We start from the raw sequence: 20,430 nt of genomic DNA, 5'->3' as shown, positions 1-20,430 counted from the left end.
TATTGCTATGGAACAGGCAGAAGTTACCTCCCTCATCCCCATCATCATTACGTTAGTCCTCGCGTTAACTACAAGAAACGTTGTTGTCGGTCTTTTTGCCGGCGTTGTTAGCGGTGTGGCTATGTTAGAAGGCACATTCGTTGACAAAGGTCCGCTCGATTCGTTTAGCGCACTGATGAAAAGTTATCTGTTGCCGCAACTGACTGACAGTTACAATGCGGGCGTCATTCTTCTATTGGTTTTCATTGGTGGCTTTGTAGCCTTAATGGAGAAATCTGGCGGTGGCGTAGCGTTCGCTAAAAAGGTCACACAGTGGGTTGCCAGTAAATGCCAAGCGCAGCTTTCTGCTTGGTTTGGCGGCGTTGTTATTTTCTTTTCAGACCTTGGTACACCGTTAATTGTTGGCCCTGTCTTTCGTCCTCTTTTTGATAAACTGAAAGTCTCTCGCCAGAAGCTAGCCTTTATCATCGATTCAACTTCATCCCCCGTGGCGATCCTGATCCCTTTCATCGGTTGGGGCGTTTACATCATGAGTCTGATTCAAAAAGAGTTTGCTGCACTGGATGTGGGTATCAGTGATTGGGATGCCTTTATTGGTGCGATTCCATACCAGTTTTATGCCTTTTTAGCGATCGCGATTGTGCCGATTGTTTCTTTCTTCAAACTGGACTTTGGACCAATGGCGAAAGCTGAGCAGCTTGCAGAGCAGGGTTCTGATTTTGGAAAAGTGCAAGATTCATTGAATGTGTTTGAGCATAAAAATGCAAAAACAAGTTTTGTTTGGGCGCCGCTGCTCGTCATGCTTGTGGTGCTTTGTTCAATATTGGTTCCTCATGGTTTTCCATTTCAGAAAGTAGCAGGCTCGACCTTCCGTGCTGCACTGTCGTCGGCGTATTTCTTTGCTGCAATTACCCTAATTAGTTTGATGGCGTTTTATGGCGTGAGAAAACTCTCTGATGGCATTCAGGTTTACCTGAAAGGGATGTCGAACATGATGTCCGTTGCGGTGATCTTGGTGCTGGCTTGGTCACTGAGTTCTGTCGGTAAAGAGCTTGGCGCAGCGGCCTACATTGCAGAGCAAGCACAAGCTGGCTTCCCATATTGGTTATTGCCTGCCGTGGCTTTTCTATTGGCAGGTATTATCTCTTTTGCCACAGGGTCTTCGTGGGGGACTTTTGCCATCATGATGCCATTGGTCATTCCAACCGCAGTCGCGATTGATGCTCCATTGTTGGTGTGCATCGGTGCGGTGCTATCTGGCGGTTTATTTGGTGATCACTGTTCGCCAATTTCAGAAACCACCATCTTGTCCTCTACAGGAGCGGGATGTGAGCAGTATGAGCACTTTAGAACCCAGTTGCCTTATGCGGTGCTTAATGGTGCTATCGCCCTGACAAGCTTCCTCGTAGCCGGAGTAATGGCTTCTCCTATGATTGTACTGGTGGCAATAGTCGCGCAGTTTGCCATTTACTTGGTGCTCTCTAAGCAGCAATCTTCACCGACGTTAGAGCAAGCAACAGCAGAGCAATAGCAATAAATGAGAGCGGGGGAGTATCCCCCGTTTTCTTTTGAGTCGAGGTAACAGTTTTTGTGATACCCGCTGTGTAACAGTATTTATTTATGAAATTTGCGTCGCAGAATTAATTCACTTCACTCGGCGTTTTTTCTACATGATCCACTATGTGTCTAGTTATTCCTTGTATATTGTATTGTTAAATACGGAGATTAGACATGTTTGCACTCAAACATCTGCCTCTCGCATTGGGTTGTGTACTTGCTGCACAAGCTCATGCCAGCATGAATATCCAACCTGATCCACAAAACCCAAATGGTTACGTGATTGCTCGTGGCGACATCCAAGCTATGGAGCAAAGTAAAACCTCTGACCCTATGTATGCTATTTGGTCACAAGCGCTAGAGACTCGTCCAAATACGGTTGTTGAAGCGATTGTTCCAGGAGCAGCAAGCAATCCGGAAAACGTTAAGCGAGTTGAACGTGTCTTCCCTGAGAGCGAGTGGAACTTCCTTACTCAGATGGCGGCACCAGAGTATACGTACACACGTTTCTTGCGTGCGATCGGTAAGTTCCCCGCATTCTGTGGTGAGTACACAGACGGGCGTGATTCAGACGCGATTTGTAAGAAATCTATCGTGACAGCATTCGCACACTTTGCTCAGGAAACCGGTGGTCACATTGCGGTTGATAACGTATCTGACAACCCGCTTGCACTTGAAGAGTGGCAACAAGCATTGGTTCATGTGCGTGAAATGGGATGGTCTGAAGGTCAAGAAGGTTACACCACAGGCTGTGGTCAGAACGATTGGCAAAATAAGCGTTGGCCTTGTGAACCTGGTCAGGGGTATTTCGGTCGTGGTGCAAAACAGCTTTCTTACCACTTTAACTACGGCGCTTTCTCTGAAGTGATGTTCGATGGTGATGCATCGGTATTACTGAAAAATCCGGGCTTAGTCGCTGACTCATGGTTGAACTTAGCTTCTGCGATTTGGTTCTTCTTAACCCCTCAAGCGCCAAAACCAGCAATGCTGCACGTGATTGATCGTACTTGGGTACCATCGCAGCGTGAAATTGATGCGGGCATTGGCTACGGCTTTGGTACCACGATCAACGTCATCAACGGTGGTATTGAATGTGGTGAGCAAAACAAAGATAAAGGTCAGCCAGTTAACCGCATTCGTTACTGGGAAGGTCTAGCGGCACACTATCAGATTCCTATCGAAGCCGATGAGACCAATACCTGTTGGCAACAAACGCCTTACGGTAGCTTAAACCTTAACGGTGCCACTGACGTGCTTTACACCAACTGGGATGGTAACTGGAAGTACTACTCAGATCGCCCAGGCGGTCACTCATTTGAATGTGAGTTGGTTGGCTTCCAAACCGCGTATTCAGCGCTAGTGGCTGGTGATTACGAGAAGTGTGTTACTAACTTCTACCAATCTCATGCAGGTTGGCCTGAAGTTCGCGTTGTCGATAAATTAGACCCAGTCGATCCGGTTGATCCACCTGTAGGCGGTGTTGCTGCATGGGATGTAGGCAAGGTTTATAACACGGGCGACCAAGTCTCTTACAAGGGGGCGGTATATGAAGCGAAGTGGTGGTCACAAGGTAATGAGCCTACTAAAGGTGACCCTTGGAAATTGGTCTCAGGTACGCCAACAGAGCCACCAGCGACTGAACCGCCAACGACTGAGCCTCCTGTAACAGAACCACCAGTATCGGGTGACTTTATTGCATGGGAACCAGGTGTGACTCAAGTGGCTAATGGCGACAAAGTGACTTATCAAGGCAAATGCTTTATCGCGAAAAATGGACCGGGAGTATGGGAATCACCGACACAGAGCAATTGGTTCTGGGATGAGATCTCTTGCCAGTAATTGAACAATAAATAGTCTAACTATCTATAAAGACTCTGCTTTTTAGCAGGGTCTTTTTTTATTCGTTTGGTTGCTTATTTGTGCAATCTAAGTTTTCAATAACGTCTTTTCTCTTTTGTTTTTGAGTCCATTAAAATTCGCGCGCAATTTTTATCAACATTTTTGAAAAGGTAATGTACATGTCTACAAAACTGGCTAACCCAGCGCCACTAGGTCTAATGGGTTTTGGTATGACTACCATCCTGCTAAACATCCACAACGCAGGTTTCTTCCCAATGGATTCTATGATTCTGGCTATGGGCATCTTTTACGGTGGTCTAAGCCAAGTACTTGTTGGCATGATGTGCTTCAAGCGTGGTGACACGTTCGGTACGACTGCATTTACTTCTTACGGTCTATTCTGGCTAACACTAGTTGGTCTAATCGTAATGCCTTACATGGGTCTTCCAGCAAGCCCTGCACACTTCATGGGTTGGTACCTACTACTATGGGGTATCTTCACTGGCTTCATGTTCATTGGTTCTCTATGCTACCCAGTAGCGAAGCAAGTAGTATTCGGTTCTCTTACTATTCTGTTCTTCCTACTAGCGGCACGTGACTTCACTGGTAGCGAGCTGATCGGTACTATCGCAGGCTTCGAAGGTATCTTCTGTGGCGCGAGCGCAATCTACTTTGCAATGGCTCAAGTACTAAACAACGAATACGGCCGTACCGTACTTCCTGTTGGTGAAAAGCAAAAGCCACAAGTTGCAACGCAAGAAATCGCTGCTTAATCGCTTCGAATTGAATGCAAAAGAAAAGGGTTAGCCACTGGCTAGCCCTTTTTTAATGTCCGTTGTTCGGACCACTGCTTTTTCTTATATACCTGCCAACCCATTGGGGGAGGATACTAAGTGAAGCATTAGGTAGATGGTTGCTCTACCGTTTCTGTTGTATCGCTGTCTGCGGTTGGTGCTTTACCTGTTTTGCGCTTGTACTTCTCTTCCCAGTAAGTCGCGCCTTTAATACCAAGTGCTACTGGATTGAACGTAAACTCAGTCACACCGCGTTTCTGTTGCTCTTCGTAGTCAGCCAGCGCTTTTAGTGCAGGCTTCGACATGAAGAAGATGATCAGAATGCCAACAATGTTCAGCCATGCCATTAGGCCTACGCCCACATCACCCATTGCCCACGCAAGATTCGCGGTCTTAACCGTACCGTAGAATACCGCTGAGATAAGAATGACCTTCAAGATAAACATCAGACCGTTTACTTTCACAGTGCGGCGGATGTACGCAATGTTGGTTTCTGCGATGTAGTAGTACGCCAGAATTGTCGTGAAGGCGAAGAAGAATAGCGCAATTGCGATGAATGGCTTACCAACGCCTGGTAGGGCACTCTCAATCGCCATTTGCGTAAACACAGGGCCATTCGCACCGATATCCGCTGGAAGGTTCTGTACTAGGAACGCGCCTTCTACTGCACCGTGAACGTTGTACGCGCCAGTGATAAGAATCATAAACGCCGTTGCTGAACACACTAGCAGTGTATCGATGTAGATTGAGAATGACTGAACAAGACCTTGCTGTGCTGGGTGATCAACACTTGCCGCTGCTGCTGCGTGAGGACCAGTACCTTGACCTGCTTCGTTAGAGTAAACACCACGTTTTACACCCCAACCAATCGCAGCACCAATACCTGCCATTGGTGTAAATGCATCACCAATGATCATGCCAACGATGCGTGGAATCTCACCGATGTTAAGTAGGATGATAACGAAAGCGGTGATGATGTAAGCCAGCGCCATGAACGGAACCACAATTTGAGTGAAGTTCGCGATGCGCTTTACGCCACCAAAAATGATGAAGGCAAGAATGACACAGACAACCGTACCAGTGAAAATTTTAGCGAAACTGAAGGTACCAATAGCGGTTTCAATCATGTCACCTGAACCAAATGCTGCTTCTACCGCGTTACCAATACTGTTCGATTGAACGCCAGGAAGTAGAACACCACATGCAAAGATGGTGGCGATAGCGAAGATCCATGCGTACCACTTCTGACCCATTGCTTTTTCGATATAGTAAGCTGGACCGCCGCGGAATTCGCCTTCGTCTTCCTCTTTATAAATCTGTGCGAGTGTTGATTCTGCGTATGCCGTTGCTGCACCAAAGAAGGCAACAACCCACATCCAGAATACTGCACCAGGGCCACCGAAGCCGATAGCGGCAGCAACACCTGCAATGTTACCTGTACCTACACGGCCAGATAGCGAAACGGCCAAAGCCTGAAATGATGAAATCCCCTTGGTTGAACTCTTACCATTAAGTAGCAAGCGCCACATTTCAAAGAAGTGACGAATCTGCACAAAGCGCGTCATGATCGAGTAGAACAAACCAGCGCCAAGACACAGATAGATCAGTGCCGGACTCCAGATAATTCCATTCAGAAAATCAACTAATGACTGCATGAGTATTTTCCCTGTTTGTTATGGTTGTGGTTGTTTTTCGTACAACACATTACCCTTTTTTGTAATGCAATTGTTAACCTTTTTAACTAAAAATCCCTTGTAGCGTGATGGTGGGCACAGAATGGTTAAATATTGTTAAAAATTGGTTCTTGTTATGTATCTGTGTGGTTTTTATTGGAAATAACAATGAATTGATTGAATATGCAGCACATTGTCATGAAAATATGCTGCGAGAGATGAAAGTCATATCTTCTGAATGCTATTCAACTTGTGGAGTAATGCACTGTTTGAAATGGTTTGCAGGTGTTTAGGCGTAACGACTCAGGTTCAATTCTGAGTGATTTGTCACTTTGGGAACGGCGTTCATGATGACGTCTGTCAGTATCTGAGCTGAGCCACAAGCCATAGTCCAACCGAGCGTGCCATGCCCTGTATTCGTGAATAAATTGTCGTAAGGTGTTGCTCCAATAATGGGCGTCCCATCGGGTGTCATAGGGCGAAATCCACTCCAGAACTCGGCTTGAGTAAAATCGGCACTTTGCGGAAACAGATCTCGAATCACCATTTCAATCGTATTTTTGCGCTTTTGCGGCAATGAAGGATCAAAGCCAGCAAGCTCTGCGGTTCCCGCGACACGAATGCGGTCATCAAAACGCGTCATTGCGACCTTATAGGTTTCATCCATGACGGTAGAACGTGGCGCAAATTGCTCACACTCAATTGGCACCGTCAGTGAATATCCTTTGACGGGATAAACAGGAATGTCGATCTCAAGCTGTTTGAGTAACGCTGTAGAATAGCTGCCAGAGGCAAGGACAAACTGATTTGCTTTAAACAAACCACGGTCCGTTTGGACACCCATGATCTTTTTGCCTACAGTAACCCAATTGCTCACCTCCGTATTGAATTCAAACCTTACACCATGGGCTTTTGCTAGCTCTGTTAACTGCTTGCAGAATTGAAAACAATCACCCGTTTCGTCATCAGGCAGATATAGCCCACCGACCAATTTTTCTTTTACTAATGCTAATCCTGGCTCTTGCTTGATGCACTGTTCGACATCCATTAACTGAAAACGTGTACCGCTTTGTTCTAACAGCTTAAGGTCTTTCTCTATGGCGTGGAGCTGCTGTTGAGAGCGAAATACTTGCAAGGTGCCTAACTGGCGCCCTTGATATTCAATCGCATGATCACGGCGCAACTGCTCCAGACACGCACGGCTATGATTGGCGATAGAGAGCATTCGGGCTTTGTTGATTTGATAGCGTGATAAAGTGCAGTTCGACACCATTTGCGTTGCCCAGCGGATAAGCTCTGGGCTAAGAGACGGTTTTATTTTGAGTGGTGCATGTTTTTCAGTGAGCCATTTTATGGCTTTGAGTGGAATCCCCGGCGCTGCCCATGGTGAAGAGTAACCATAAGAGATTTGTCCGGCGTTAGCGAAGCTGGTTTCCATCGCACTGCTTGGTTGGCGATCGATCACGGTGACCTGATAGCCAGCCTGAGATAAATACCAAGCCGAGGTTAAGCCGATAACACCACTGCCTATTACGATGACTTCCATTGATGCGCTCCACACATTTTCGATGTTGCGCAGTTTCTCTTCTTTACCTTTTGTTAACAATCGATATAAATTACATTCAGCGTTTAGAAAAACTATAGGCTTAAGAATGAAAAGTAGTGTCGTTAGCGGATTGTGGTTATTCAGCCAAGTGGCGGAACACAGCAGCTTTACCAGTGCTGCAAAGGCATTGCACCTAACGACAGGGGCGATCAGCCAGCAAATTATTCAGTTAGAAGAACAGCTCGGTTTTACTTTGTTTGAACGCCACTCGCGTGGAATTCGACTGACGCCTAAAGGATTGCAGTTATCTCAATCCTCACAATTTCACTTCTCCGAACTAGGAAAGACAATTAAAGAGCTGCAAATTGAAAAGCCCCACAATGAAATTCGCCTCAAACTGACGCCTTCTTTTGCATTTAAATGGTTAGTTCCACGCCTCGAAAGCTTTCATCTTGAAAACCCCGATCTCCAAGTGCAGATTTTTGCCGAGGGAGCACTAGTGAATAGTGAGCTAAAGGACTATGACGTCGCGATAGACTACGGTTCTCATCCCTATCGAGATAAAAGCGCAGAGCGGATTCTCAATGAGCAACTTCTACCGGTGATGAGCTCCAAATATCTTGAGGATCATAGGTGGCTAAAAACTCTTAAAGCGTCACCAGAACAATGGCGAGACGCGACGTTACTGCACGATGCTATGCCATGGGATAAGGCTCCGCGTGACTATGAATGGCTGTACTGGGCATCAAGCATGGGGTTCGATTTCAAAACAGAGGTAGGGCACTTCTTTAATCGTACGGATATGGCAATGTCTGCTGCCGAAGCTGGGGTGGGGATAGCAATGGCGCGTATGGCGCTGGTGGAAGATGAACTTGAAAGCGGTCGCTTAGTCTCGCCATTTGAACCTGTGGATGCTAACGCAGGATACTACCTGATTATTAATACCAAAAGTGAGCCTACAGCACGATTTAGACGTTGGCTTTTACAGCAAGTCCAATCATCAATGTAGAGAGATAATTGGCACAAGTGTTTAAGAAATAATAAAAATAAATTTCTTAATTACATGATACTTCGAATTGCTTCCCACAAATTGCCTTCCGTTTATTAACTCCTCTCACTCTGTCTTCTTTTTCCATATCATCCAAAAATTAATCAATGGATGAGAAAGACTATGGCTAAAAGAATCTCTCTTATGTTGGCCCTAGCTCTATTTTCGGTAGGAGCAAGTGCAATGTTTTGGCCGTTCAAAAAATACGATGTGGAAATGTCTCCGGACGTGCGTGGTGTTATCAAGCTTGATGGCGTGCCACAGGCGGGGTTAACGGTTCATCGGGAGGTTTTTTACGAAGGATACAAAAAAGGTAAAATTATTAAAGATGTTGTCCAAACCAATCAGTTTGGTGAATTCTATTTTTCTTCTAGGTTTGTTAAGTCTAGTGCTCCTCAAGATATTTTTGGGCAAAACTTAAAAGTTAGGCAGTTTATTTTTGTTGAGTTTATTAACAATAAATATAAGTTGTGGGGAGCATCAGTACCCCCTAGGAGTAATAAAAAGCTGTTATTAATGCTCAATGATATGAAGTGTGAACTAACAAGTGTCCAATATATACATCAGGTTGATCTATCTCCAGAGGGGCCTCCTATTTCAGTCCACTCTATCTGTGATTGGAAAGCGGATTATATATCTACTTATAGGTATGACGAAAATACGGATAATTATATTAAAGAAAAGGATTAATAATGGCTTCCATTACACCAAACCAAGCTAGTGTTTTATCATCGTTAGCTTATGAAATTAGATATAACCACTCGTACCTTGATATGCCTATTGAACTTGAAAATGATTTTACTTTTTCTGATGTAGCTAAAGGTACAAGTGGGGGCTTTTTCTTCCGTTCTGAAACAGGCTTCGCGTTATTAGGAAAAGGAAAGGGGCAGCGCCATAAAGGTGATCTCATTATTGCTTGTCGAGGGACTGCAGGTTTAGCGGATAAGATTACTGATATAACTGCTCATGGAAAGGGAACTGATACTGGTGAGGTTGTACATGCGGGATTCCAATCTACATTCTTCTCGATGAGAAAAGGGATCACAAAGTTTCTTCATGATAACCCTACTTCTGCAAATGGAACTATACACTGTGTAGGGCATAGCTTAGGTGGTGCTTTAGCGACTTTAACAGCCAATTGGATCTCAGCAAATCCTTCTTTTAAAGGAAAAGTAAAACTGTATACTTTTGGTTCTCCAAGAGTTGGATTAAGGTCTTTTTCAATCAACGCCTCCCCGAGAATCACAGAACATTTTCGTTGTGTAAATGGTGCTGACCCAGTTCCTAAGGCTCCAGTATGGCCTTTCTATCACGTTCCTTATGATGGATCAGAATATTTATTAAGTCGTGCGAAAGGTCTAAGCAAGAGTGCACATGATATAGACAATTATATTTTTTTGACTCGCTCTAAAAATTGGAACAGCCTCGGGTTTCAAAAAGCAAACACGATTTTTAAACGAGTCGTTTTGAACTACAGCAACCGGATACAAGTAACGAACTCTTCAGATTGGGCTGACAAAATATCTGCAGCAATATTAACTTTGTTGGCTGATAACGCCATGGCTTTAGGTACCTTTGGGCTTCAAAGTATGGGGGCAACAATCTCCACAGTTTATGATGCAGTTGCTCGTTCAATGGTAAAGATCTCAGAGTTAACAGAGGAGAATGCAGAGCGAGTGAAAGGTTTGCTCGGCCATATGTTGATGTTTGCCGGTAAGGGAGCAAACATAGCTATTAAATTTACATTTTCTTTTATACGTTGGGTTTTTAAGCTGGTTATCAATAAGTTGAATCAAGCGGTGAATGCAGCTCTTAAGAGTACTTTTTAGTTTTTTAGAAACCGCCTTATATGAGGCGGCTTTTCTATTGCGTTAGTTATACCTTACATACGTCTACACCGTCTTTCCGAAACCTAACCCCATCGCTGTGACTAGAGCAGCATTTCTTTGCTGAAAAAATCGGCAATATAAAAGAATAACCATTCACTCAATAGTTCAGGGAAGATGCATGAAAGACGAAACACTCTCGATCCATTTTGGCTACGAAACCGACCCAACAACCAAATCAGTTGCGACACCGATTTACCAGACGGTCGCGTATGAGTTTGATAATGCTCAGCATGGTGCTGATCTCTTTAACCTTGAAGTTCCAGGTAACATTTACACCCGTATTATGAACCCAACCAATGACGTGTTGGAAAAACGTATGGCAGCACTAGAAGGTGGTATTGCTGGTTTGGTTGTCAGTGCAGGCAGTGCGGCAATTAACTATGCCATTCTCACGCTCGCGCAAGCCGGCGATAACATTGTTTCTACTCCTCAGCTATACGGCGGCACTTACACTTTATTTGCGCATATGTTGCCGAACCAAGGTATTGAGGTACGTTTTGCCAAGGATGACAAACCTGAAAGTCTCGCGGAGCTTATCGATGAGAATACCAAAGCGGTTTACTGTGAAAGCATTGGTAATCCGGCTGGCAATATCATCGATCTTGAACGTGTTGCTGAGCTGGCTCATGCGCAGGGCGTGCCTGTGATTGTCGACAATACAGTCGCAACTCCTGTGCTATGTAAACCAATCGAATTTGGTGCTGATATCGTGGTGCATTCACTGACTAAGTACGTGGGTGGTCACGGTACGACATTGGGTGGCATCATCATTGATTCGGGTAAATTTCCTTGGGCACAGCACAAAGATCGTTTCCCAGTATTTAATCAGCCTGAACCTTCTTACCACGGTGTGGTTTACACCGAGGCATTTGGAGAGGCAGCGTTTATTGGCCGTGCTCGCACCGTTCCTTTGCGTAATACTGGTTCTGCTTTGTCACCGATGAATGCGTTTATGTTGATGCAGGGGCTGGAAACGCTGTCGCTGCGTATGGAGAGACACACTGAAAACGCACTCAAAGTTGCGGAATACTTAAGCCAGCACGATAAAGTGAGTTGGGTAAGTTACGCAGGTTTGCCAGATTCTGAGTTCTATCCATTGGCAGAGAAGTACATGCAAGGTAAGCCGTCGGCGATTTTGTCGTTTGGTTTAAAAGATGGTTACGAGGCAGGTGTACGTTTTTACGATGCGCTTAAGATCTTCAAGCGATTGGTGAACATTGGTGATGCGAAGTCGCTTGCTTGTCATCCTGCATCAACTACACACCGACAGTTGAGTGAGGCGGAACAAAAGCAAGCGGGCGTCTCTCCAGAGATGATTCGTTTGTCTGTCGGCATTGAACATATCGATGATATTTTGGCTGATTTAGAACAAGCTCTGAACGCGTAATTATACTTTTCAACAGAGCTTTTGGTTACCCATAGGCCAGCCTTACCAAAAGCTGGCCTTATTTCTATAAGGTACTTATTTATAATGATTTTTGAGTATTTGGGTTACGGTATTCCAAATGCTCATGATGGTGTACTTTTCTTACCTTGCGTATAAGTCTCATCTTACTGACTATGCTTAGAAAATAGTCACTAGAAAGGGACGCTCATGTCTTACGTGTTTCACCGTCATTGCCACGCCAAATTGCCCACTATCGCCAGAGGGGAAGGGGTTTACCTGTTCGATAATCAAGGCAACCAATACCTCGATGCTTGCGGCGGTGCTTCTGTTTCAAACCTTGGGCATAGCCACCAAACGGTTAAACAAGCCATGCTCGACCAAATCGAAAAAGTGCCTTTTGCTCACACGGGCTTTTTTACTAGCGAAGCTAGTGAGCAGTTGGCTGAGTTGATTTGCAAGCAAATGCCATCACAATTCAATCACGTCTACTTAGTCTGTGGAGGCTCTGAAGCGGTTGAATCGGCACTAAAGATGGCAAGGCAGTACTTTGTGGAATGCAGTAAGCCAGAGAAAAAGCAGTTTATTGCCCGCCAACAAAGCTACCACGGTAATACGCTTGGTGCGTTGGCTGTTGGTGGTAATGAATGGCGGAGAGAACCTTTCAAACCCATCTTGCACCCAAGCCATCATATTGCGCCGTGTTATGCCTATCGTTATCAAAGAGAAGATGAGTCAGAACTCGATTATTCACTGAGAGCCGCCAATGAGCTTGAAGCTAAGATTTTAGAACTGGGCGCGGATAACGTCATGGCGTTTGTTGCAGAGCCGATAGTTGGCGCAACAGCGGGCGCAGTACCTGCCACTCAAGGTTACTTCAAACGAATACGAGAGATTTGCGATCGCTATGATGTGTTGCTGATCATGGATGAGGTGATGTGTGGTGTTGGACGCAGCGGTAGTTTTTTTGCTTTTGAACAAGAGCAAGCCGTCCCAGATTTAGTCTGTATGGCGAAAGGGTTAGGGGCGGGTTATCAACCTATCGGTGCCGTTGTTGCTAATGACAAAGTTTATCAAGCAATCGCGTCTGGTAGTGGCTTCTTTCAGCACGGGCATACCTTTATGGCGCACCCTGTTGCGTGCGCGGCTGCCGTTGCAACCATTCAGACCATCGGTGACCAAAAGCTCCTGCAAGCCGTCAATCAACAAGGAGCAATGTTAAAAAGAGAACTCGAGTTGGCGCTTTCAGACTTCCCGTATGTTGGGGATATTCGTGGTAAAGGGCTGTTTCTTGGCATTGAGCTTGTCGCAGGCAGAGTAAGTAAAACACCGCTGCCTAATTCAACCTTGGCAGACAAAAAGATCAAGCAAAAAGCGATGGAAAATGGACTGATGTGCTACCCAATAGGCGGCACGATTGATGGTGTAAATGGGCATCATATCCTTCTTGCACCGCCTTTTATCATCGAACGAAGCCACATTGACGAGCTGGTGGAAAAGCTCACTCGTACACTTAGAGAGGTGTCGCAGAAATGGCAGTGAACTCCCAAACTAAAAGAGCTCGAATCGCGATTATTGTTGCGCCCAATGGGGCGAGAAAAACTAAGCAAGACCATGATCAATTGCCGATGACTATTGAAGAAATGGTTGCCGAAGCGAAAGCATGTCAAAAGGCTGGGGCTACTATGATCCATTTGCACGCGAGAGATGCGCAAGGTAGGCATTCTCTAGAGGTTGATGACAACTTAGAAATCTACCACGCGGTGAAAGCTGCGGTTGGGGATTCGATGATTGTTCAGCTCACGACTGAGGCTGTTGGTGTGTATTCACCACAACAGCAAATAGCGCTGATCAAAGCGGTAAAACCAGAAGCCGCTTCCTTTGCTTTGCGTGAACTGATTCCTGACGAGCAGAGTGAAGAGCAAGGTTTTGTCTTTTTTGATTGGGTCGCTGAACTGGGTATTCTCAGTCAAATCATTTTGTGTGATCAAGCAGACATCGAGCGCTATTTCTCCCTACGAGAGCGAGGCGTTTTACCCAAGCACAACCAACACGCGTTAGTGGTACTTGGCCGTTATCATGAGGCTCAACAATCTTCGTCATGGGATTTACGGACACTGCATTTGGAGCGCTTTATCGAAGAGAACGTTAGGTGCGCCGTGTGTGCGTTTGGCGCGAGAGAGCAAGACTGTTTAACCCATGCAATGTTACTGGGATTGGATGCTCGGGTAGGCTTTGAGAACAACCATTTGAGTTCGGATGGTCAACTCGCGAAAAATAATGCAGAGCAAGTTCGGCGATTAAAAGAGATTTGTGAATTGCTCGATGTGCCCCTGTATGATGCGGAGAGTTTTCGAGAGTCCATTTAGTCACGGATACAAAAAAGGCTCCAATCGGAGCCTTCTTCAAATTTAATTTTAGCTTTCAGTCTGAGGTACAGGCTGACGTGCTGGATGCTTGATAAACACCGCCACGATTGCTGCAATTGCAAGTGCGAAACAGTAGTAAGAGTTCGCGACAACTTCTATTGGAGAAAGGTTAAATACCGAGCCCAATAGTAGAACCTGCGCACCGTATGGCAATACACCTTGGATAACACACGAGAAGATATCCAACAAACTTGCAGAGCGACGTGGTGAAACGTTGTTCTCTTCTGCCAGCTGACGAGCCACGCTACCTGATACGATGATGGCAACCGTGTTGTTAGCGGTACAGGTATTCACCATCGAAACCAGGCCTGCAATACCTAGTTCGCTTGCTCGGCCATTTGCTTCTTTCGAGTGGTTAGAACCAAACGTACGGATGATGCCGCTCACTAGGTTAGTTAGAAACGCGAGACCGCCTTGGCGACGCATAAGCTCACTTAAGCCACCAATCAGCATAGACAGCAAGAAGATCTCTTGCATGTTGCCAAAGCCTGAGTAGATGTCTTGTGCGAAGTTGGTTAGACCGTAATCATCGATAGAAGACAAGCTCACGCCACCCGCCAAAACGATACCAATAGTAAGCACGACAAACACATTCATGCCTGACACAGCAAGGATAAGAATCGTCACATATGGCAGCACTTTCAACCATTCAATAGGACCAGTTTCTGGTACTTGAGTCGCTGTGCTGTTGAAGGCGAAGATCACAAGCGCCACCAGTGCTGCTGGCAGTGCGATACGGATGTTCTCTTTGAATTTGTCCTTCATCTCACAGCCTTGAGAGCGTGTTGCAGCAATGGTGGTGTCTGAGATGATCGAAAGGTTATCACCAAACATTGCGCCGCTAAGTACTACACCAGCAGTCAATGGAAGGCTCATACCCGCTGATTGAGCAATGCCCAGAGCAACAGGCGCAACTGCTGCGATGGTGCCCATTGAGGTGCCCATTGCCGTCGCGATAAACGCAGAAATCAGGAAGATACCTGGCAAGATCATGCTGGTTGGAATCGCAGAAAGGCCAAGGTTAACAGTCGCATCTACGCCGCCAGACGCTTTTGCTACCGCAGCAAAGGCACCAGCAAGCAGGTAGATCATACACATTGCGATGATGTCTTGATGACCTACACCACGCATAAAGTGCTCGATAGAACGATTGAGTTTGTCTTTGCTTAAGATGAGCGCAAGGATCACCGCAGGCAATACCGCGATAGGCGCTGGCAATTGGTAGAACGCGAAATCAACGCCTTGCAAAGATAAGTAAGTGCCCACGCCAATAAACAGCGCAAGGAATAGCACTAAAGGTAAAAGTGCGACCGCTGATGGTGCGATTGCTTTATTAGAATTTTTAGAACCAGACATGTGAACGACAACATAATCAATAAATAAGGCGAGCAGACTAATCTGACACCAAAGACTTGTCAACGTCTAGACGTCTAAATGGCTGGTTGTTTTTAATCGAAAAGACCAATAAAAAAGGCTCACATAACATATCTTATTGATACCGTGAGCCTTTGTGGAATTATATTGGTTTAGAGCATTTACGCTTTTTTTCGTTTGAGAAGCGCGAAGATCATCAGTGAGAACAGCAGTGCTGCACTAGACCAAACCACGTAGCGATGATCGGTATAGAACTGGCTAAGGACGCTCAAATGCTCAAACGCGAAGTTGGTGAGCAAACTGAACACGGCAACCCAAATGGTGGTTGCAAGCGCGTTACCTAACAAGAACTCTTTGCGCGGCATCTTAGCAATACCGCAAGCAAGCGGCATAAACTGCTTCATTCCTTCCACGAAGCGACTAACAACCAAGCAAGCAGGACCATACTTCTGAATTGTACTTTGTAGCTTCTGCATTTTGGGACCAGAAATATAGCCTTTCTTGTCTAACCAACCTTCAAAGTAATAGCCAATCAGGTAGCCGCACGTGTTGCCAAAAAAGCAACTCAACCAAGAGACTATCATCACTAGGCTAAGGTTCATGACATGCTCAGATGAAATGATAGACGCCGCAATCATTAGCGATTGCCCCGGCATCGGAATACCAATGCCTTCAAGAAAGATGCTGACGATAAGGGCGAGATAGCCATATTGCTCAAGCAGCGGCTTCATCGCCATTAATAGTTCATTTATGTGTTCCAAACGCTTTCCTCTAACAAAAGTGGAACGAAGCTGGAGTGATACTCCTGTTAGTTAGCTTGGTCAATCGACGTTGTTCTTAGTCAGTAAAATCTGACACGCCGTTGATAATAGTGCTGCGTATTTAGTCTTTTAGGTTACGCCTTACTAAGTCGTGCATTTGTTTAATGGTCATCAATGCTAACCAGATGATCTCTTCGACAGAGCGTTGACCAGCCGGTGAGGAGGGATGATCGGCATCGGTTTTATTGCTCAGTGCAGGCAGTTCATGAACACGATTGTCACGAATCGTACTGATCAACGCATCCATCGCATCATTAATCAGGCGTTCGACTTGCGGTGAGCCTTGATAATGGGTGCCCGCTCTCACTAGAGGGATCAGCAAGCAGAGGTAGTGACTCAACAAGCGATAATGGCTCAACATATCTTCGTAATAATGTGGATCGGCGCGAGTGTGCCTTGGCTCTTGCTGCATCTCGTTGTAAATCAGTTCAAGGTCGCTTTCAGCAGTGAGCATAGCGGCACGTTGCTTAGTGAGCGCCATATGATCACGTTGCTCTGTGTCGACTTGTAACTGCTCATAGCAATACACAAATAAGCTTTTTGAACTATCTAGTGCTTTTAATGCTTGGGTATGAATCTCCTTACCTCGCCACTGCGGCCACAATAAGCCATAACCGAGCAAGACAATTGCGCCACCGACGACATTGTCGATCAGGCGTGGTGCGGCAAAGTCGAGCCCTTGGTGTGCCATGGTCTGATAAACCAAAATTAACAGTGCGGTAATACAGCCAATCGCCAGCGAGTAATGACGCATAATATTGAGCATTGCGACAGGTAATAGAACTGCGATCAATGCAAGCAGAATGGTCGTCGGAACACCAAGGTGAATCAATGAGGTGGCGAACAATACCCCAAGCGCTGTACCTAAACAGCGTTGCCAAGTTTTACTTCGGGTTGCCAAGAAACTTGGCTGGATCACCATTAACATGGAAATCAACACCCAATCCGGGCGAATCAATTCAAAGTATTCGGCAATCCCAGCGCCAAGCGCAAACATCAAACCAACGCGAGTCACGTGGCGCCAAATCGGGTTGCCTCGACTCGGTAAACGAAAAGACAGTTCGAATGGTTGCACCTCAAAGGAGCGTTCATAAGCGGGTTCATTCAGTTCAATACGACGAGAAATATGCTTGACCGCGTATGCCCAGTAGCGAAAGCGAGGTTGGTCTTCTAGCTTCACCGCCTCAATCAAATCATGGGCTTCCTGCTCTAATGAGCTCAAGTGTTCCATCTCTTCATGCGTGTTATGCAAAAGCTGCTTGGCTTTGTGCCTTAATCTTTGCTGACAGTGTTGGCTCCAAACCAAGAGCAGATCTCGTTTCGGTTTACTGGATTGAAATTGCTTGAGCAGATCAGGGTTGCTGGTATGGCTGCTCAAGATGACTTCAAACGTATCGAGCGCCAAAAACAAAGCCTGACGTAATGAGTTGGCGTCTTCATGTTTCGAGCGAAAAGATTCCGATTGCAGCGCTTGTTGGAATAGTTCAATCAACTGATATTTGATGCGTCGTTTCGGGGCATCGTTTTCGCTTCCAAGCAAGAAAGCTTGGCGATATTGAATATAGTCCGCTAGTGTCTCGTAAGTCGCAGAAAGACAAACGCGCAGTGCGTAATGCTTCCATAAGGCAAACCAAAGCCAACTGAACAGCGCAAAAGTGAGTGGCCCCAACACCAACATAGGATAGAGACCAAGTACCGCGCTGGAATTATGTAGCGACAAGCTCACGACCGCGATCAGTAAGCTCGACATGCCAAGACGTCCCCAAAACGGACCATTCACTGCTGTACTGGCCAATACTGCTCCCATCGCGCCGTAAGTAAGCCACAGTGGTAAGCCCATATTCAGCAGAGTATAACTGATGACGAGCGTAATGCTCCACGTAAAAGCGGTAATCGCAAAGCGTGTCCAGCGTCTAGGACCGGCAGTGTCTAAACCGCTGATCAAGGCTGCGGGCATGGTCATTAAAGCCGTCATAGCGAGATTGATTTGGTTGAATAGCACACCCAAACCCATGAACAGAACAATCGCGCTGGTGGCACGCAGACCAAGGTTGACAGAAGGGGAGTACCAGATTTTACGCAGAAAGGCAGGAGATAACGTCATAAACCCTCATTACAGTTGGCAACCCCTTCAGTGTAACGCGAATATCTTTAGATGTGCTGGCTTCAACCACAGATTGAAAAATTGAAGCGGAGTCGTTACTTAATCGACGCATCTCCAAGCTGAGTAAATAGCCAATCATTGAACAGCGATACTTTTCGCGCTGCGAGACGGTAGTTCGGCACAAATACGTAATAGCCATAATGGCTAAGCATACTCAGTTGTTGGATGTGGTAGACCTCATCTCTCGACATCGCCTGTTGCACCATAAAATCAGGCAGAAGAGCAAGCCCTTTGCCAAGCTTGACCGCTTCATAAGAAAGATAGAAATGCTCATGACCGACGGGGTGATAATGAATCGCGCTTTGCAGAGATTGTTCTAGTTTGAACTGCTCCCACAACTGCGGGCGTGTCGTTTGAGGAATAAAAGCGAAATCCGTAATGGACTGTTTGTCGTTACACGTTGAAGAACTTGATGAGCCCGTTAGCAGTAGTGTTTCTTGACGCAATAATCGACCATGTTCGTAGTGACTAGAAAGAGGAAGGCAGCGGATGGTGATGTCGCTGTCTACATCCAACTGATTTACTGGACCATCACTGGTGCGAACTTTAACGCGGATATCAGGATGGATTTGATGGAATGCATCAATGTTTGGCACCAACCACAAACTGGCGAAAGAAGGCGTTACATCGACTACCAGTAACTCTTGCTCTGTGTCGGTTTGAATCAAGCTTGCCGTCGCATGTTGGATGATCTCCAACGCTTCGGTTACCTTGGGTAAGTAACGTTTTCCTTCTTCGGTGAGCTCAATACAATTGATACCACGCTGAATTAAAGGCAGCCCAACCAGTTGCTCTAGCGTCGCAATCTGTTTACTCACGGCACCTTGAGTTACGCACAAACTCTCTGCCGCTTTAGAAAAACTCAGATGGTTAGCAACCGCAACAAAGGTTCGAAGTGCACGAATAGAAGGGTATTCACTGCCTTTTAGCATGATCTCATGTCCATTGATGAATGCTTAACCACAGACTAAGAGATTTTGGCTAGGAATCAAAGCGATGAGTTGAGGGGAGATACAAATTGCAGATACAAAAAGGGCCAACCCTTTCGAGTTGGCCCTTTCCAAACGTTTGGTGGAGCTGGCGGGATACGCCTTTGTCGAACCAATCGCTTAAAAATCAGTGGTTTATCTGAATGGTAATTTCAAATTTAGTACGTGAATTTAGCACTATTTTAAAGAATCAACAACTCGAAACCACTCGCTTGAGTATTTTTTCCGACGCCACCATCCATATGTTTGAACGCTATTCTATTCCTCGAAGATTGGATGCCAGTTCAACTCCCACTTGCAGGTTAGGCAGGCTGAAGACTAGAAAATAAACTCAGCAATATGCGTATGTAATCTTTAACCTTTCAACGAGTCGCTACAAAGCAAAACAGAAATTTGTTTACCCTTTTACGAATTGTGGTAATAAGTCATTGATTTATATGATTTTTCATCTGTTGGGTTTGTGTGACTTACTTCTCGTTTTTTGAAGATTTATGCCGAGTGATTAACGAGTGTTTTTCCCTATCGAAATAGTGGGTTAAGAAGTGAAATCTTGATTTCTGCATATTATTTAGACATTTACGACTTAATTCGTTGCTTGCCTATGATTCTTTGATGCGTATTATCTACGGCTTTGTTGCTTAATTCGGTGGGAAGACATGGCAGCCTAAAGTTGTTCAGTTCTTAAGCAATATACTGAGTTTCAGGCATACCAAGTCCTGTAAGCTTGTTCAGCGCTTTGATCATTGCGTAAGTCTCGCCAACCTGAGCATTGTAATTTCTTAGGCTTAATTTCCCACCTAGCAGCTGTTTTACTCGGTACATTGCTGTCTCTGATAGTGAGCGCTTGTGATAGCCATACCGCTTTTTCCACTTCTTGTTGGAGCCGTAGAGCTTTTGACAACCTACTGCTAAATTGCGAGGGT

General features: G+C 45.6%; 15 protein-coding genes and 1 pseudogene. 9 read left to right on the top strand and 7 right to left on the bottom strand.

All coding sequences use genetic code 11. The annotated features are described in order from the left end of the window. Positions 1–7 precede the first annotated feature (7 nt). The 3 genes from ATB78_RS24030 (at position 8) to ATB78_RS24020 (ending at position 4,169) form a co-directional block, all read left to right on the top strand. A complete protein-coding gene (locus ATB78_RS24030; RefSeq protein WP_061010835.1) occupies positions 8–1,531 on the top strand; it encodes a Na+/H+ antiporter NhaC family protein in 1,524 nt (507 codons plus the stop codon). A 200-nt stretch (positions 1,532–1,731) separates the two neighbouring features. Next, complete coding sequence (locus ATB78_RS24025; RefSeq protein WP_061010834.1) at positions 1,732–3,396, top strand: glycoside hydrolase family 19 protein; 1,665 nt, start codon at positions 1,732–1,734, stop codon at positions 3,394–3,396. A 179-nt stretch (positions 3,397–3,575) separates the two neighbouring features. Continuing rightward, positions 3,576–4,169: a GPR1/FUN34/YaaH family transporter gene (locus tag ATB78_RS24020; protein ID WP_009705589.1), complete on the top strand. Its 594-nt coding sequence runs from the start codon at positions 3,576–3,578 to the stop codon at positions 4,167–4,169. A 128-nt stretch (positions 4,170–4,297) separates the two neighbouring features. Here the strand turns inward: ATB78_RS24020 and ATB78_RS24015 are convergent, their stop codons facing one another. Next, complete coding sequence (locus tag ATB78_RS24015) at positions 4,298–5,845, bottom strand: alanine/glycine:cation symporter family protein (RefSeq protein ID WP_005440270.1); 1,548 nt, start codon at positions 5,843–5,845, stop codon at positions 4,298–4,300. Between the two features lie 307 nt (positions 5,846–6,152). Further along, a complete protein-coding gene (locus ATB78_RS24010; RefSeq protein ID WP_061010833.1) occupies positions 6,153–7,409 on the bottom strand; it encodes a D-amino acid dehydrogenase in 1,257 nt (418 codons plus the stop codon). A gap of 106 nt (positions 7,410–7,515) precedes the next feature. Between ATB78_RS24010 and ATB78_RS24005 the strand changes: the two genes are divergently transcribed. From ATB78_RS24005 to ATB78_RS23980, 6 genes are all read left to right on the top strand, one after another. Further along, positions 7,516–8,418, top strand: coding sequence for a LysR substrate-binding domain-containing protein (locus ATB78_RS24005; protein ID WP_061010832.1), 903 nt, complete (start codon positions 7,516–7,518; stop codon positions 8,416–8,418). A gap of 162 nt (positions 8,419–8,580) precedes the next feature. Further along, positions 8,581–9,147: a DUF6795 domain-containing protein gene (locus ATB78_RS24000; RefSeq protein WP_061010831.1), complete on the top strand. Its 567-nt coding sequence runs from the start codon at positions 8,581–8,583 to the stop codon at positions 9,145–9,147. A 2-nt stretch (positions 9,148–9,149) separates the two neighbouring features. Then, positions 9,150–10,286: a lipase family protein gene (locus tag ATB78_RS23995; RefSeq protein ID WP_061010830.1), complete on the top strand. Its 1,137-nt coding sequence runs from the start codon at positions 9,150–9,152 to the stop codon at positions 10,284–10,286. A 178-nt stretch (positions 10,287–10,464) separates the two neighbouring features. Further along, positions 10,465–11,733 carry an O-acetylhomoserine aminocarboxypropyltransferase/cysteine synthase gene (locus ATB78_RS23990; protein ID WP_005440265.1) on the top strand — a complete coding sequence of 423 codons (1,269 nt, stop codon included), beginning with the start codon at positions 10,465–10,467 and terminating at the stop codon, positions 11,731–11,733. A gap of 207 nt (positions 11,734–11,940) precedes the next feature. After that, positions 11,941–13,272, top strand: coding sequence for an aspartate aminotransferase family protein (locus ATB78_RS23985; protein WP_061010829.1), 1,332 nt, complete (start codon positions 11,941–11,943; stop codon positions 13,270–13,272). Then, positions 13,263–14,099: a 3-keto-5-aminohexanoate cleavage protein gene (locus tag ATB78_RS23980; protein ID WP_061010828.1), complete on the top strand. Its 837-nt coding sequence runs from the start codon at positions 13,263–13,265 to the stop codon at positions 14,097–14,099. Before ATB78_RS23985 ends, ATB78_RS23980 begins: the two co-directional genes overlap by 10 nt. Before the next feature lie 48 nt (positions 14,100–14,147). On the opposite strand, the gene ATB78_RS23975 is transcribed toward ATB78_RS23980, so the two are convergent. The 5 genes and pseudogenes from ATB78_RS23975 to ATB78_RS23955 all read right to left on the bottom strand — a co-directional run. Beyond that, positions 14,148–15,515, bottom strand: a complete 1,368-nt coding sequence (locus ATB78_RS23975) for a Na+/H+ antiporter NhaC family protein (RefSeq protein WP_061010827.1) — start codon at positions 15,513–15,515, stop codon at positions 14,148–14,150. 179 nt (positions 15,516–15,694) lie between these two features. Continuing rightward, positions 15,695–16,270, bottom strand: coding sequence for a DedA family protein (locus ATB78_RS23970; protein ID WP_005440257.1), 576 nt, complete (start codon positions 16,268–16,270; stop codon positions 15,695–15,697). Positions 16,271–16,415: 145 nt separating this feature from the next. Beyond that, positions 16,416–18,458, bottom strand: coding sequence for an FUSC family protein (locus ATB78_RS23965; protein ID WP_061010826.1), 2,043 nt, complete (start codon positions 18,456–18,458; stop codon positions 16,416–16,418). A 95-nt stretch (positions 18,459–18,553) separates the two neighbouring features. Beyond that, complete coding sequence (locus ATB78_RS23960; protein WP_061010825.1) at positions 18,554–19,450, bottom strand: LysR family transcriptional regulator; 897 nt, start codon at positions 19,448–19,450, stop codon at positions 18,554–18,556. A 738-nt stretch (positions 19,451–20,188) separates the two neighbouring features. Then, a pseudogene (locus ATB78_RS23955) lies at positions 20,189–20,430 on the bottom strand (IS5/IS1182 family transposase); the annotation flags it as partial.

The sequence above is a fragment of the Vibrio sp. CUB2 genome (assembly GCF_001557945.1).
Classification (GTDB): domain Bacteria; phylum Pseudomonadota; class Gammaproteobacteria; order Enterobacterales; family Vibrionaceae; genus Vibrio; species Vibrio owensii.
Note: the sequence above shows the minus strand (reverse complement) of the source record. Positions and strands in the feature narration are given on the sequence as shown.